Source organism: Amycolatopsis sp. FU40 (genome assembly GCF_021903635.1).
GTDB lineage: Bacteria > Actinomycetota > Actinomycetes > Mycobacteriales > Pseudonocardiaceae > Amycolatopsis > Amycolatopsis dendrobii.
In genome coordinates this window covers 1,492,431-1,507,526 of sequence record NZ_CP091381.1, presented here as the reverse complement: position 1 = coordinate 1,507,526, position 15,096 = coordinate 1,492,431, and the positions used below count along the sequence as shown (strand labels likewise).

Below are 15,096 nucleotides of genomic sequence, written 5' to 3'. Positions count from 1 at the left end.
CCGGCTCATGCCTTGTCCCCTCCGACAGTCAGCGGCAACACCCGGCACGACAGACCAGCTCTCACCAAGAAGCCCGCTCGTGCCCTGGCATTCCGCGGCAACAGCACACGCCGCCGAACCGAATGCGGCGAACCAGCCCTCAGGCCCGGTTTGGCGACGGCCCGTCCCGAGAATCCCGCTCATCGCCCGTCCCTCCGACAGCCAACGCCGCTAGCGCGCACCGCATCGGACGCTGCGGACCATGCTTCCGAACCGGCTTGGCAACGCCCCTTGCCGAGAGTCCCGCTCATGCCTGCGCACCCCGGCAATCCGCCGCGATGGCGCGCAACGCGTCCGCGAACCCGGCAGCCACCCCGGCCACCGTCTCCCGCGCATGCTGATCCGGCTGGTAGTACCAGGAAAACTCCAGCTGCCCCTCCCGCACCCCGCCGACGACCTCCAGCGCGTGCGGCGACCGGTTCGCCGGGTCCTGGTCCCGGCCCAGCGGCGGGAGCGAGCGCAGGAACAGCCCGTCGCCCGAGCCGGTGTTCTCGCCTTGGCCCAGGTAGTTGAAGGCGACCCGAGGCGCGTCCCGGCCGAGTTCGGGGAACCGGAAGCACCGCAGAACCCCATGCCCGAACCCGTTCCCCGGCACGGCGCGCAGCTGCCGCCGGACCGACTTGACCTGGTTTCGCCAGCTCTCGGCCGGATCCACCGCCAGCGCGACCGGGAACAGGGTCGTGAACCAGCCGACCGTCCGGGTCAGGTCGACGTCGTCCAGGATCTCCTCCCGGCCGTGGCCTTCGAGGTCGATCGCCACCGCGGGCTCGCCGGTCCAGCGCGTGAGAGTCCAAGCCAGCGCCGTCAGCAGGACATCGTTGATCCGCGTCCGGTAGGCGCCCGGCGCGAGGTGCAACAGCGCATCAGTGTCGCGTTCGCCGACGCGGATCGACACCGATTCCTGCGGTTGCGGAGCCGCACCCGCCCGGTCCACCGGGATCGAGCAGCCGGGCAGATCGCGGGCCCAATGCGAGCGTTCCGCGTCCAAGGCGCCGGATTCCGCGAATTCGCGCAGGCGGTGCGCCCAGTCCCGGAAGGACGTCGTCTTCGGGCCCAGGTCGGGCTTTTCCCCGGCTTCGATCTGCCGGTAGGCCCGTTCCAGATCCTCCAGCAGGATGCCCCACGAGACCGCGTCGACCACCAAGTGGTGCGCCACCAGGAAGAGGCACGGGTTCTCGGCAGAGTCCGACAAGAGCGCACGCAGGTGCGGGGGCTGCGCGAGGTCGAAGCTCGCCTGTGCGTCGTCGGCGGCTCGCTCCAGGTCCACAGTGGACACCCGGCGCAGGACGGAGCCGGAGTTGACGGGGTCGTTGTGCTGAATCCACCCGGAAGCGGTCCGCTCGAAGCGCAAACGCAGCGCATCGTGCTGCGCCACCAGTGCGTCGACGGCCTGGCGCAGCACCTCCTCGTCGACCGGGCCGTTCAGCTCGATCAGCACGGACTGGTTGAAATGCGCGGGGTTGACCGGCGAAGCGTCCAGGAACCAGCGCTGGATCGGCGTCAGCGGAACGGCCCCGACGACGGCTTCGCGATCGTCCTGCGCCGAATCGGCCGGCTGGGCCACCCGGGCCAGTTCGGCGACCGTCTGGTGCGTGAACAGGTCCTTCGAGCGCATCGCCAGCCCAGCCTGCCGGGCGCGGTGCACGACCTGGATGCTGAGCAGCGAATCCCCGCCGAGTTCGAAGAAGTTGTCCGCGGTGCCGACCTGCGGAATTCCGAGCACCTCGGCCCACACGTTCGCCAGCAGTTCTTCCAAGCCGGTGCTCGGGGCGACGTACTGCGCGGTCTGCAACGCCGACAGGTCCGGTGCGGGCAAAGCGGCGCGGTCGATTTTGCCGTTGGGGCTCACTGGCACCGAGTCCAGCGGCACGAAGACCGACGGGATCAGGTAGTCGGGCAGCGTCTCGCCGAGGAAGGAACGCAGCTCGGCGGTTTCCCCCACCACATATGCGACCAAACGCTTGTGCCCGTTGGCTTCCCGAGCCACGACCACGGCCTCGTGAACCGCCGGATGCCGCCGCAGTGCCGATTCGATCTCGCCCAGTTCCACCCGGAATCCGCGGATCTTGACCTGGTCGTCCACCCGTCCGGCGAACTCCAGGTCGCCCGAGGCGGTCAGCCGGACCACGTCGCCGGTGCGGTACATCCGCGACCCGGGCGGGCCGTACGGATCCGCCACGAACCGGTCGGCGGTCAGGCCGGGCCGGGACAGGTAGCCGCGCGCCAGGCCGATGCTGCGGACGTACAGCTCGCCCGCCGACCCGATGGGGACCTCGCGCAGGCGGGCGTCCAGCACGTGCACTTCGGTGTTCCGGATCGGTTTGCCGATCGGCAACGTGCCGCCCGGCGACAGCGGTTCGCTCCACGAGGTCACGACGGTGGTCTCGGTCGGCCCGTAAGCGTTGATCATCCGCCGCCCCGGGGCCCAGCGCGAGACCAGCTCGGCGGGGCAGACGTCCCCGCCGACGACGACGGTCCGCAGGTCCGGCAGCGCCGTCTCGGGCACGGTCGCCAGCGCGACGGGCGGGAACTGCACGTGCGTGATCCGGTACTCCGCCAGCACCTCGGCCAATTGCGTGCCGAGCAGCGGGCCCTCCGGCGGCACGACGAGCGCGGCGCCGGCGGGCAGGGTCATGCAGAGTTCCGAGACCGACGCGTCGAAGCTGGGCGAGTTGAACGCCAGCACCCGGTCTCCCGGACGGATCCGGAAATGCTCGATCTCGGCGGCGGCGAAGGACGCCAGGCCCGCGTTCGGGACCACGACTCCCTTGGGCCGCCCGGTGGAGCCGGAGGTGTAGATGACGTACGCCGGCTGGTCCGGGTCGACGGGGAGGTCGAGGTTCGTGTCCGCGTACTGCCCGGCGTCGAGTTCGCCGTCCACGACGAAGACCGGGTCGGCGTCGCGCAGCATGAACTCGATGCGTTCGGCGGGATAGCCCGGGTCGACCGGGAGGAACGCGGCCCCGGTCTTCGCCACCGCCAGCTCCGCGAGGACGAGCGCGGTCGAGCGCGGCAGCCGGACGGCGACGATCCGTTCCGGCGCGGCGCCCCGATCGACCAGCAGACGCGCCAGCTGGTTCGCCCGCGCGTTCAGCTCGGCGAAGGTGATTTCTCCGGCAGCGGACAGCAATGCCGGAGCGTCGGGCGTCCGCGCGACCTGTGCTTCGAACAGCTGTGCCACCGACGCGGCCGGGACGGCCACGGCGGTGTCGTTCCAGGCCCGCAGCTGGTCCAGTTCGGCTTGCGGCAGCAGCGGCAGGCAGGACATCGGCTGGTCCGGCAGCGCGGCGAGAACAGTGAGCGCGGTCAGCAACCGGTCGGCGAGACGTTCGATCGTCGCGGCGTCGAACAGGCCGGTGGCGTAGTTGATCGCGGCGTGCAGCGACCCGCCGTCCTCCTCGAATTGCACGAGCAGGTCGAAGGTCGCGGTCGTCGCGGGCAGAGCGACCTCCTCGGCGACCAGCGTGCCGCCGCCCGGCCGGTCACCGGTGTTCTGCAGCACCACCATCGCCTGGAACAGCGGTGTCCGGCTCGGGTCGCGGACCGGCTGGGCGGCGTCCACGACGCGTTCGAACGGCACGTCCTGGTGGGCGAACGCGTCGAGCACGGTGTCGCGCACGCCGCCGAGGAACTCCCGGAACGAAGCACTTGAGTTCACTGTGGACCGCAAGACCAGGGTGTTGACGAAGAAGCCGATCAGCCGTTCCAGCTCGGCCCGTTCGCGGCCGGCGGCGACCGTGCCGACGGCGACGTCCTCCTGTCCGCACCACCGCGACAGCACGACCTGGAAGGCCGCGACCAGCGTCATGAACAGGGTCCCGTGCTGTGCGCCCGCGAGTTCGCGCAGGTTCGCGGCGACCTCGGCGGGGATGTCGAAGCCGAACCACTCCCCTTCGTTCGTGCGGACCGCGGGGCGCGGCCGGTCGGTGGGCAGTTCGAGCGGCGCGAGCCCGGCGAGGCGGTCCCGCCAGTGGTCGAGCTGCTCGTCCAGGACGGGGCTGTCGAGGAAATCCCGTTGCCAGGCGGCGAAGTCCGCGTACTGCACCGGCAGCTCGGGCAGCCGCGGTTCCTCGCCGCGGACGTAGGCGGAGTAGCAGGTGTCCAGCTCGGCGGCCAGCACCCCGGCCGACCAGCCGTCGGTGACGATGTGGTGCAGCACCAGCAGCAGGACGTGATCGCCGGAACCCTCGCGGAACAACCGGGCGCGCAGCAGCGGGCCGGTGCGCAGGTCGAACGGCCGGAGTGCTTCGCGCACCAGGGTTTCCTCGTCGAAGTCGGCCACCGGGAGGTCGATCGGCGCGGGCTCGTGGACGATCTGCACGGCGTGGCCTTCGATCGCGTCGAAGGTGGTGCGGAGCGATTCGTGCCGGGCGACGACCGTGTCCAGAGACCTCCGCAAAGCGTCGATGTCGAGTTCACCGCGCAAGCGCAAGGCGGTGGGAGAAATGTACTCCGAGCCGCCGGGTTCGAATTCGTCCAGGAACCACAAGCGTTGCTGAGCGAACGACAACGGCAGCGCACCGTCCCGCGCGACCGCCGGGATCGTCTCCGCCGCGGCCTGCTCCGCCGGAAGTTCCGCGGCGAACTGGCCGAGAGTCGGCGCGGAGAACAGCATCCGCGGCGAAACCTCGACGCCGAATTCGGCGCGCACCCGCGACGTGATCCGCATGCTGAGGATCGAATCGCCGCCCAGTTCGAAGAAACTGTCGTCGGCACCCACGCGGTCGATTCCGAGGACGTCGGCCCAGATCGCGGCGAGCCGCTGCTCCGCGGTCGTCCGCGGCGCGACGTACTCGGCAGTTCCGGCGCGGCCGGGTGCGGGCAGCGCGCGGCGGTCGAGCTTGCCGTTCCGGTTGAGCGGGAGCGCCTCCATCGGCACGAACGCCGAGGGGACCAGGTGCTCCGGCAGCCGTTCGCGGGTCCACTCGCGCAAGCCTTGAGCTTCCCCGACGACGTACGCGACAAGGCGGCCTTCGCGGGCGATGACGGTGACGTCGGCGATCGCCGGATGCCGCCGCAGGACCGTCTCGATCTCGCCGGGTTCGACGCGGAACCCGCGGATCTTGACCTGGTCGTCGACGCGGCCGAGGTAGTCGAGCGAGCCCTCGGCGGTCCAGCGGACCTGGTCGCCGGTGCGGTACATCCGCTCCCCCGGCGGGCCGAACGGATCCGCGACGAACCGGTCCGCGGTCAGCCCCGGCCGGCCGAGGTAGCCGCGCGCGAGCTGCGGTCCGGCGAGGAACAGCTCGCCGGGCAGGCCGGGCGGCACGGGTTCGCCGGTGTCGCCGAGCACGTACGCGCGGAAGTTGGCCAGCGGACGGCCGATCAGCGGCTGGTCCCCGACGACCGGCGCGTGGATCGAGTCGACGGTCGCTTCCGTGGGCCCGTAGTAGTTGTGCCCGGTGACGTCCGCGGCGGCCAGCTGCTTCCACAGCGTTTCGGTGGCCGCCTCGCCGCCGGTGATCACCGTCCGCGGCCGGACCTCGCCGGTCGCGAGCCCGGCGTCCAGCAGTTGCTGGAGGTAGGCCGGGGTGAGGTCGAGCAGGTTGAGCCCGTGCGCGCGGACGGCCCGGACCAGCGCGATCGGGTCGAGCCGGGTGTCGTCGTCCAGCACGTGCAGCTCGTGGCCGTCGATCATCGCCAGCAGCGGTTCCCACGACGCGTCGAAGGCCAGCGACGCGGTGAGCGCGGCCCGCTCCCGCCCGCGTTCGAGGAAGATCGCGCGGTGCGCGACCAGCAGGTTCACCAGCGCGCGGTGCTCCACGACGACGCCCTTCGGCGTGCCCGTCGAACCGGAGGTGTAGATGACGTACGCGGCGGTGTCCGCGTCCGGCCGCTTCGAGAGCGGCGCTGGCGGGGCGTAGCTCTCGTCCGGCCTGCCGAGGACGACCACCGGGCGCGCGTCGTCGAGCAGGAAGCGGACGCGTTCTTCCGGCAGGTCCGGGTCGATCGGCAAATACACCGCGCCGACTTTGAAAATCGCCAGGACCGCGATGACTGCTTCGGCCGACCGAGGCAGCATCACGGCCACCACGCGCTCCGGCCCGGCGCCCCGCTCGATCAGCTCCTGCGCCAGCTGCGTGGCGCGCGCGTCGACTTCCGCGAAGTCCAGGACGGTGTCGTGGAAGATCAGCGCGGTCTCGTGCGGCATCCGCGCGACGGTCGCGTCGAACACGTCCAACACCGTCTCCGCGGGAAGGTCGGCGGTGTCGCCGTGTCCCAGAGCCAGCACCTGGTCGCGCTCGTCGGCGGTGAGCGGCGAGAGCGAGCCGACGCGACGCTCCGGGTCGTCGGCGATCGCGCGCACCAGCTGGGCGAGGTGTCCGGCGAGCCGTTGCGCGGTCGAGGCATCGAACAGCTTCGGATCGTAGGAAAGTTCGAGCCCGAGCCGGTCGTGCAGATAGGCGGTGAGGTTCAGCGGATAGCTCGTGGTGTCCAGCGATTCGACGTCCAGCACCCGGACGCCGTCCTGTCCGCTGTCTTCGATCGGGTAGTTCTCGAAGACCACCACGCTGTCGAACAACGACGCGCCCGCCGGCACCCCGGTGAAGGTCTGCAGCTGCGAGAGCGCCAGGAAGTCGTACCGGCGCGCGTCCGCCTGCCCGGCCTGGATCGCGCGCAGCCATTCGGCGGCCGACTGTCCGTTCCGGACCTCCACGCGCGTCGGGACGGTGTTGATGAACATCCCGATCATCGCTTCGACGCCGGGCAGCTCGGGCGGCCGTCCGGAAACCGTGGTGCCGAACAAGACGTCCGGCTCGCCGCTGTAGCGCGCGAGCAGCAGTGCCCACGCTCCCTGCACGACCGAGTTGACCGTCAGCGCGGCGGTTTTCGCCATGTCTCGCAGCGCCGCCGACTCGTCCGCGGACAGCTCGACCAGCACTGTCGCCCCGGATTCCGCGCGGTGCGCCTCCGTGGGACGGCGGTCGTACGGCAACGGCGTCGGCGCGGCGAAACCGTCGAGCGCGTCGCGCCAGTGGTCCTCGGCCGCGGTCCGGTCCTGTCCGGCCAGCCAGGCGAGGTAGTCGCGGAACGGCCGCCGCGGCGTCAGTTTCGCCGGCGTGCCTTCGACAATCGCCGTGTACTGCTCGCACACCTCGCCGAAGACCTGGGCGGTGCTCCAGCCGTCGAGCAGGACGTGGTGCGAGGTCCAGAGGAGTTGCACCTCGTCGTCGGCGACTCGCGCGATCTCCAGGCGCATCAACGGCGGCGTCGTCAGATCCATGCCGGCCGCCAGGTCGGCTTCGAGCAGTTTCGCCAGTTCCGCCTGCTGTTCTCCGGGAGCGAGGCCGCGCCAGTCGTGCTGCCCGACCGGCACCCGGACCCCGCGATGGACACGCTGCACCGGCTCGTCGACGCCGTCCCACACCGTGCTGCTGCGCAGGATCGGCGTCCGGTCCACCACGCGCTGCCAAGCCTCGGCCAGCGCACGCGGGTCCCGGACGCCGGCCAGCCGCAGCCGGAACTGGTCGAAGTACGCGCTCGACCCGGTGTCGACCAGGCTGTGGAACACCATGCCCGCCTGCAGCGCGGTCAGCGGATAGATGTCCTCGACCTCGCGGCCGTCCCCGGCCAGCCGGTCGACCGTCGGCTGGTCGAGCCGGGCGAGCGGGAAGTCCGACGGCGTGCGGCCGCCCGCCCCGGCGCAGTGCGCGATGATCTCCCGCAGCGCCTCGGCGGTCGCCTCGGCCAGGCCGCGGACGGTCGCCTCCTCGTGCACCTCGGCGGAGTATTCCCAGGTCAGGTGCAATTCGCCGGATTCGACCACGCCGACGACGTCCAGCAGACACGGGCGGATGCTGTCCGGCGCGGAGTCGCGGCCGAGGCTTTCCCCGCGGCCGTGGCAGAGCCCGTCCTCGGCGGCTCCGAGGTCCCAGCGGCCGTGGTAGTTGAAGGATATCTGCGGTGTCGGATCGTTCCGCAGCGGCGATTCGGTCAGGTAGCGCAAAGCCTCGTAGCCGACGCCCTTGTTCGGGACGGCGCGCAGTTGTTCCTTGACCGACTTGAGGATCGCGTCCCAGCCGTCGCCGGGAACGGTCAGCGCGACCGGGTACTGCGCGGTGAACCAGCCGATCGTCCGGGACAGGTCGAGCGGTGCGGCGAGGTCCTCGCGGCCGTGGCCTTCCATCTCGAGGACGACCCGCGACCGGCCGGTCCAGCGCGCCAGCACGCGGGCGAGAGCGCTGAGCAGGACGTCGTTGACCTCGGTCCGGTACGCGCCGGGCACGTCTCGCAGCAGCGCGGAAGTCTCGGCCCGGCCGAGGGAAACCGACACCGAGCGCGCCGACTCCGCGGTGTTGCGCCCGGCGCGGTCGACCGGGAGTCCGGTCTCGACGCCGCGCAGCACGCTCCGCCAGTATTCCGCCTCGCCGTCGAGCCCGCCGGAACGGACGTGGTCGGCGAGGGTCCGAGCCCAGTGGGTGAACGCACTGCCCGCCGGTTCCAGCGGTTCGCCGCGATAGGCGTGTTCGAGGTCGCCCAGCAGGACGCGCCAGGACACGCCGTCCATGACGAGGTGGTGTGCGGTGAGGAACAGCTGCGGCGAACGGTCCCGGAAGGTGAACAGGACCGCGCGCCAGACCGGGCCGTTGACGATGTCCAAAGAGGTCTGTGCGCGCACTGCCTCCGCGTGCATCGCCGCTGCCACATCGTCCACTTCGGACAGGTCAGCGTGCCGCAGGATGTCCGCTGGCTCCGTGGCGGCCGGTTCTTGCTGCCAGCTTCCCTCCGCTTCGGAGAATCGCATCCGCAGTGCGGCATGGCGAGCGGTGACTTCAGCGATCGCGGCGGTCAGCCGGGAAACGTCTACTGGGGACAGTACGACGTGGACGGACATGGTCAGCCGCCACGGCTCGTCCAGATGCGCGAACAGCCACGACTGGATCGGCCCGAGCGGCGCGGGTCCGGCTTGCTCCGGCACTTGCGCGACCGGTGCGCCGGCGGTGACGACGCGGCCCAGTTCGGCGATCGTCTGGTGCTGGAAGAGATCCTTCGAGGACACCGTCAGCCCGGCTTGGCGAGCGCGGGACACGACCTGGATGCTGAGGATCGAGTCACCGCCGAGGCCGAAGAAGTTGTCCTCGACACCGACCTGGTCGACGCCGAGCACCGCCGACCAGACCTCGGCGAGAACGGTCTCGATCTCGGTGCGCGGGGCCACATAACGGTTTTCGGCCCGCGCGCCGGGTACCGGCAACGCGCGGTGATCGAGCTTCCCGTTCGCGTTGAGCGGCAACTCGTCCAGCGCGACGAACACCGCCGGGATCATGTGCGCGGGCAGCGACCGGGCGAGGAATTCACGCAGCACCGCGGTCCCGGGCACGGTCCCGGTCAAGTACGCGACCAGCCGCCGGGCGTCGCCGGTGCCGTGCGCGACGGCGACCGCGCCGGTCACGTCCGGATGCGCCGACAGCGCCGCCTCGACCTCGCCCGGTTCGATCCGGAAACCGCGGATCTTGACCTGGTGATCGGCCCGGCCCCGATAGGCCAGTTCGCCGTCCGGGGTCCAGCACAGCAGGTCGCCGGTGCGGTACATCCGGGTGCCCGGCTCGCCGAACGGATCCGCGACGAACCGGGACGCCGTCAGGCCCGGCCGGTTCAGATAGCCGCGCGCCAGTCCCGCGCCCGCGACGTAAAGCTCGCCGGCGACGCCGGGCGGCACCGGTTCGAGGCGGGCGTCCAGGACGTAGGCGCGCAGGTCCGGAATCGGCACGCCGACGGTCGCGCGCTCGTCGAGGATCCGATGCGTCACGTGCACGGTGGTCTCGGTGATGCCGTACATGTTGACCAGCCGCGGGCCGTCCGGATACCGGCGTCGCCATTCCTCCAGACGCACCGGGTCCAGGGCCTCGCCGCCGAAGATCACGTACCGCAGGCTCAACGGCGCGGACGGCAGCGAGCCGAGCCGGTAGAACGCGGACGGCGTCTGGTTGAGCACGGTCACCCGCTGTTCGGCCAGCAAGGCCAGGAATTCCTCCGGCGACCGGACTGTCTCGGACGGGACCACCACGAGGCGGCCGCCGTGCAGCAGCGCGCCCCACAGCTCCCAGACCGAGAAGTCGAACGCGTAGGAGTGGAAGAGCGTCCAGACGTCCTGGTCGCCGAAGCCGAACCAGTGCTCGGTCGAGGAGAACAGCCGGGTCACGTTCGCGTGCGGGATGAGCACGCCCTTGGGCACGCCGGTGGAACCGGAGGTGTAAATGACGTACGCGGTGTTCTCCGGCCGGACCCGCACGCCGGGGTCGGTGTCCGGCTGGTCGTCCGCGGCGATCGTGTCCACGACGCACACCGGCTGCGCGTCGGAGAGCATCGCCTCGATCCGCGCGGGCGGATAGTCCGGGTCGATCGGCAGGTATCCCGCGCCGGACTTCAGCACGGCGAGGATCGCGACGACCAGGTCCGCCGAGCGCGGCAGCCGCAGCGCCACCAGGCGTTCCGGCCCGGCCCCCTGCGCGATCAGCCGGTGCGCCAGGCGGTTCGCCCGACGGTCCAGCTCGCGGTAGGTCAGTTCGACGCCTTCGCAGGTCACCGCGACGGCGTGCGGGGTGCGGGCGGCTTGCGCGGCGAACAGCCGGTGCAGCGCCGGTTCCGGGGGCGCGACGGCGACGGGGTTCCATTCGCGCAGGACGCGGTCGCGCTCGTCGGCGGTGATCCACGGCAGCCGGCCGAGCGGCTGCGACGGGGTCGCCGCGATCCCGGCCAGCAGGATCCGCAGCCAATTGCTCAGCCGTTCGATGGTGGCCGCGTCGAACAGGTCGGTGTTGTAGTTGACCACCGCGTCGAGCCGCCCGGCGGTCTGCTGGAAGTGGATCGCCAGGTCGAAGCCGGCGGTCACGATCGGCGGCGCGACCTCCTCGACGGCGATCCCGGGCAGCGCCGGGCGGGCGTCCGGGGTGTTGTGCAGCACGACCATGACCTGGCACAACGGGGTGCGGCTGGGGTCGCGTTCGGGCTGGACGTCGTCCACGACACGGTCGAACGGGACGTCCTGATGGGCGAAGGCGTCGAGCACGGTGTCGCGGACTTCGCCGAGGAAAGCATCGAAGCCGCAGTTCAAGTCCACTGTGGACCGAAGGACGAGGGTGTTGGCGAAGAAGCCGATCAGGCCTTCCAGCTCGGCGCGTTCGCGGCCGGACACGACGGTGCCGACCGCGACGTCGTCCTGTCCGGACCATCGCGCGAACAGCAGCTGGCAGGCGGCGAGCAGGGTCATGAAGAGCGTGCCGCCCTGCTGCCGGGACAGCTCGGCGAGCCGTGCGGTGGTGCCGGCCGGGACGCTGAACTCGTGCAGCGCGCCGTTCTTCGTGCGGACAGCCGGGCGCGGGCGGTCGGTGGGCAGCTCCAGCGGCTCGAGACCGGCGAGGCGGTGCCGCCAATAGCTGAGCTGGCCGTCGAAGTCGGTGCGGTTTCGTTGCCAGACCGCGTAATCGGCGTATTGCACCGGCAGCGGCGGCAATCCGGGCTCGTCGCCGCGGGTGAACGCGGCGTAGCAAGCGGCGAGTTCGCTCAGGAGCACGCCCGAGGACCAGCCGTCGGTGACGATGTGATGCAGCACCAGCGTGAGGACGTGGTCGTCGGGGCCGAGCCGGGTGAGCGCGGCGCGCAGCAGCGGGCCGGTATGCAAGTCGACCGGGCCGGTCGCGGCGGCCAGTGCGGTGTCCAGGTCGCCGTCGACCGGCTGGAGATCGACCGCGTATGGCGGGTGGACGATCTGCTTGCCCTGGCCGTCGACTGTCGCGAAGGTCGTGCGCAGGGACTCGTGCCGCGCCACCAACGCGGTGAGCGCCTGGTTCAGCGCGGGCACGTTCAGGTCGCCGCGCAGTCGCAGTGCGGTCGGCGAGACGTACTCGGTGCTGCCCGGGTCGAACTCGTCGAGGAACCAGAGGCGTTGCTGAGCAAAGGAAAGCTGCGCTTCGAACGGTCCGTCGCCACGCGGCAGGAGCGGGATCGCCTCCTGCGGCGCGGACGCGGCGGGCAGTTGCGCGGCCAGCAGCGCCGGGGTCGGCGCGGTGAAAACGAGCCGCGCGGGCACGTCGGCGCCCAACTCGGCACGCAGCCGCGCGACCACACGGATGCCGAGCAGCGAATCGCCGCCGAGGGCGAAGAAATCGTCTTCGACGCCGACTCGTTCCAGGCCGAGCACCTCGGCCCAGACGTCGATCACGAGCCGTTCGCGGTCGTCTCGCGGGGCGATGTACTGCGCGGACGCGGAAATCTCCGGCTCCGGCAGCGCCCGGCGGTCCAGTTTGCCGTGCCGGGTCAGCGGAAGCCGGTCGAGGTGGACGAACGCGGAGGGCACCAGGTGCGCGGGCAGCGACTGAGTCAGCGCGGCGCGAAGCTCGGCAGGCTCGGCGTCGCCGACGAGGTACGCGACGAGCCTGCCGTCCCGCGCGTCGACGGCGGCATCGAGCACCTCCGGCTGCGCGCGCAGTGCGGTCTCGACCTCGCCGGGCTCGATCCGGAACCCGCGGACCTTGACCTGGTCGTCGATGCGGCCGAGGTGTTCCAGCTGGCCGTCGGCGGTCCAGCGGGCTCGGTCGCCGGTCCGGTAGAGGCGGGTTCCGGGCGCTCCGAAGGGATTCGGCACGAACCGGTCCGCGGTCAGCCCTGGCCTGCCGAGGTAGCCGCGCGCGAGCTGGGCTCCGGCGAGGCAGAGTTCGCCGGGGACCCCGGCCGGGACGAGCCGGAGCTGTTCGTCGAGAACATACGCGCCGACATTCCCCAGCGGACGGCCGATCGACGGCCGGTCCCCGGTCACCGGAGCCCACGTCGCGTCCACAGTGGACTCGGTCGGGCCGTAGTAGTTTCCGGCGGCCACGCCGGATCCGGCGAGTTCGTGCCACAGGCTCGCGCCGATCGCCTCGCCGCCGACCATCAGGAACTGCGGCCGCTGTTCGCCGTCGAGCAGTCCGGCGGGCAGCAATTGCCGCAGGTAGGACGGGGTCACGTCGAGGAAGCCGATGCGCTCCTCGCGGACGTAGCGGGTGAGCGCGGCCGGGTCGAGGCGGGTTCCGTCGCTGATCAGGTGCAGTTCATGGCCGTCCGCCAGCAGCAGCGGTCCTTCCCACGACGTGTCGAACGAGAGCGACGCGGTGAGCGCCACGCGCATCCGTTCGCGGCCGAAGACGGCGCGGTGGTTGGCCAGCAGGTTCGCCAACGCGGCGTGCTCGACCACGACGCCCTTGGGCGTGCCGGTCGAGCCGGACGTGTGGATCACGTAGGCGGCGTCCGACGGCTTCGGCGCGGCCGGGCGCGGACGGTCGGTGAAGCCGCCGATGCGGTCCAGCACCACCGCCGGCCGCGTGTCGGCCAGCAGCACCTCGATCCGTTCCGCGGGCAAGCCGGGATCGATCGACTGGTGCACCGCCCCGGCCTTGAGCACGGCGAACAGCGCGATGATCGCGTCGGCCGAGCGCGGGAGCAACACGGCCACCACCCTGTCCGGCCCCGCGCCCCGGCCGGCGAGCTCCGCGGCGAGCACGTCGGTGCGGGCGGCGAGCTCGGCGAAGCTCAACCGGACGTCGCCGCAGACCAGCGCGGTCGCCGCCGGCTGGGTGCGCGCTTGGCGGTCGAGGAGATCGACGATGGTGCCGCCAGCAACGTCGGTGACGTCGAGCACCGGGCCACGCCAGCCGAGCAGCTGGGCTTCCTCGGTCTCGGTGGTCAGCGGCAGGTCGGCGACGCGCCGGCCCGGGTCGGCGGCGATCCCGGCCAGCAGCCGCAGCAGATGCGCGATCAGCCGGTCGATCGTCCCGACCTCGAACAGTTCGGTGCTGTATTCGACGAGCCCGGCCAGCCGGCCGCCGGATTCCTCGAATTCGACGGTGAGGTCGAAGTTGGCCGAATCCCGCCCGACCCCGGCCGGTTCCGCGGCCAGGCCCGGGAACACCGGCCCGGTCCCGGCGGCGGTGTGGAGCAGCACCATGACGTCGAACAACGGGTTGCGGCCGGGGTCCCGGCCCGCGTGCACGGCGTCGACCACTTCCTCGAACGGGACGTCGTCATGGGCGAAGGCGTCGAGGACGGTCTGCCGCGCCGCGGCCAGGTGATCGGCGAACGGAGCCGACCGGTCGACGTCGGAACGCAGGACGACGGTGTTGACGAAGAACCCGACCACCCGCTCCAGCTCCGGGCGGTCCCGGCCGGAAACGACGGTGCCGAGCGCGATGTCCTCCTGCCCGGTGCAGCGCGCGAAGAGCGCCTGGCAGGCCGCGAGCAGCACGGTGAACAACGTGGTTTCCGAAGTCCGCGCCAGTTCCGCGAGCCCGCGGGCCACGTCGGAGGGGACGGCGAACTCGCGCACCGCACCCGCCGTGCTGCGAGCGGCCGGGCGCGGCCGGTCCGTCGGCAGGTCGAGCGGAGTCACGCCGGTCAGCTGCCGGGTCCAGTGCTCCAGCCCGGCCGCACGAGTCGGGCGATTGTGCTGCCACACCGCGAAATCCGCGTACTGCAACGGCTGCGGCGGCAGTTCCGCGCGCTCGCCGTCGCGGTAGAGGAGCCCGAGTTCTTCGGTCAGCACGCCCATCGACGCGCCGTCGGTGGCGATGTGGTGCACGCACACCAGCAGCACGTGCTCAGCCCGGCCGAGCCGCACGAGCACGGCGCGCAGCAGAGGTCCGTGCACGAGGTCGAACGGCCGCGAATACTCCGCCTTCAAGACCGCGTCGAGGTCTTCCGGCGCGGCGTCCAGCACCGGAAGCGCGACTTCATCCGGCGGCTGAATGAGCTGGCGGGGTTCGCCGTCGACCTCTTCGAAGGTCGTGCGCAGCGGTTCGTGCCGGGCGACCAGCAGCCGCAGCGCCGTCGCCAGCGCCTCGACGTCCAGCTCACCGGTCAGCCGCAAGGCGAACGCGCTGTTGTATTCGGGATCGTCCGGGCGGAGCTGGCTGAAAAACCACAGCCTGCGTTGCGCGGACGACAGGGGCACGGGGCCGGAACGGTCGGCGGCCGCCGGGATCTCCGGTGCGCGGCCGGCCGTTCCGGCCATCCTGCGACGCAGCGCTTCCTGCAGGTGGGCGGGCAGCGCCGCGATGCGGTCCTCACGGGACGAGGTCATGG

General features: G+C 71.5%; 1 protein-coding gene. It reads right to left on the bottom strand.

What is annotated here, in order from left to right:
- Nucleotides 1-286 precede the first annotated feature (286 nt).
- Nucleotides 287-15,094: a non-ribosomal peptide synthase/polyketide synthase gene (locus tag L3Q65_RS08050; protein ID WP_237599231.1), complete on the bottom strand. Its 14,808-nt coding sequence runs from the start codon at nucleotides 15,092-15,094 to the stop codon at nucleotides 287-289.
- Between the last annotated feature and the right edge of the window lie 2 nt (nucleotides 15,095-15,096).

Bases quoted from the DNA above. Each gene is read 5' to 3' on its own strand.
- L3Q65_RS08050 (WP_237599231.1), bottom strand. From the start codon at position 15,094: ATGACCTCGTCCCGTGAGGACCGCATCGCGGCGCTGCCCGCCCACCTG.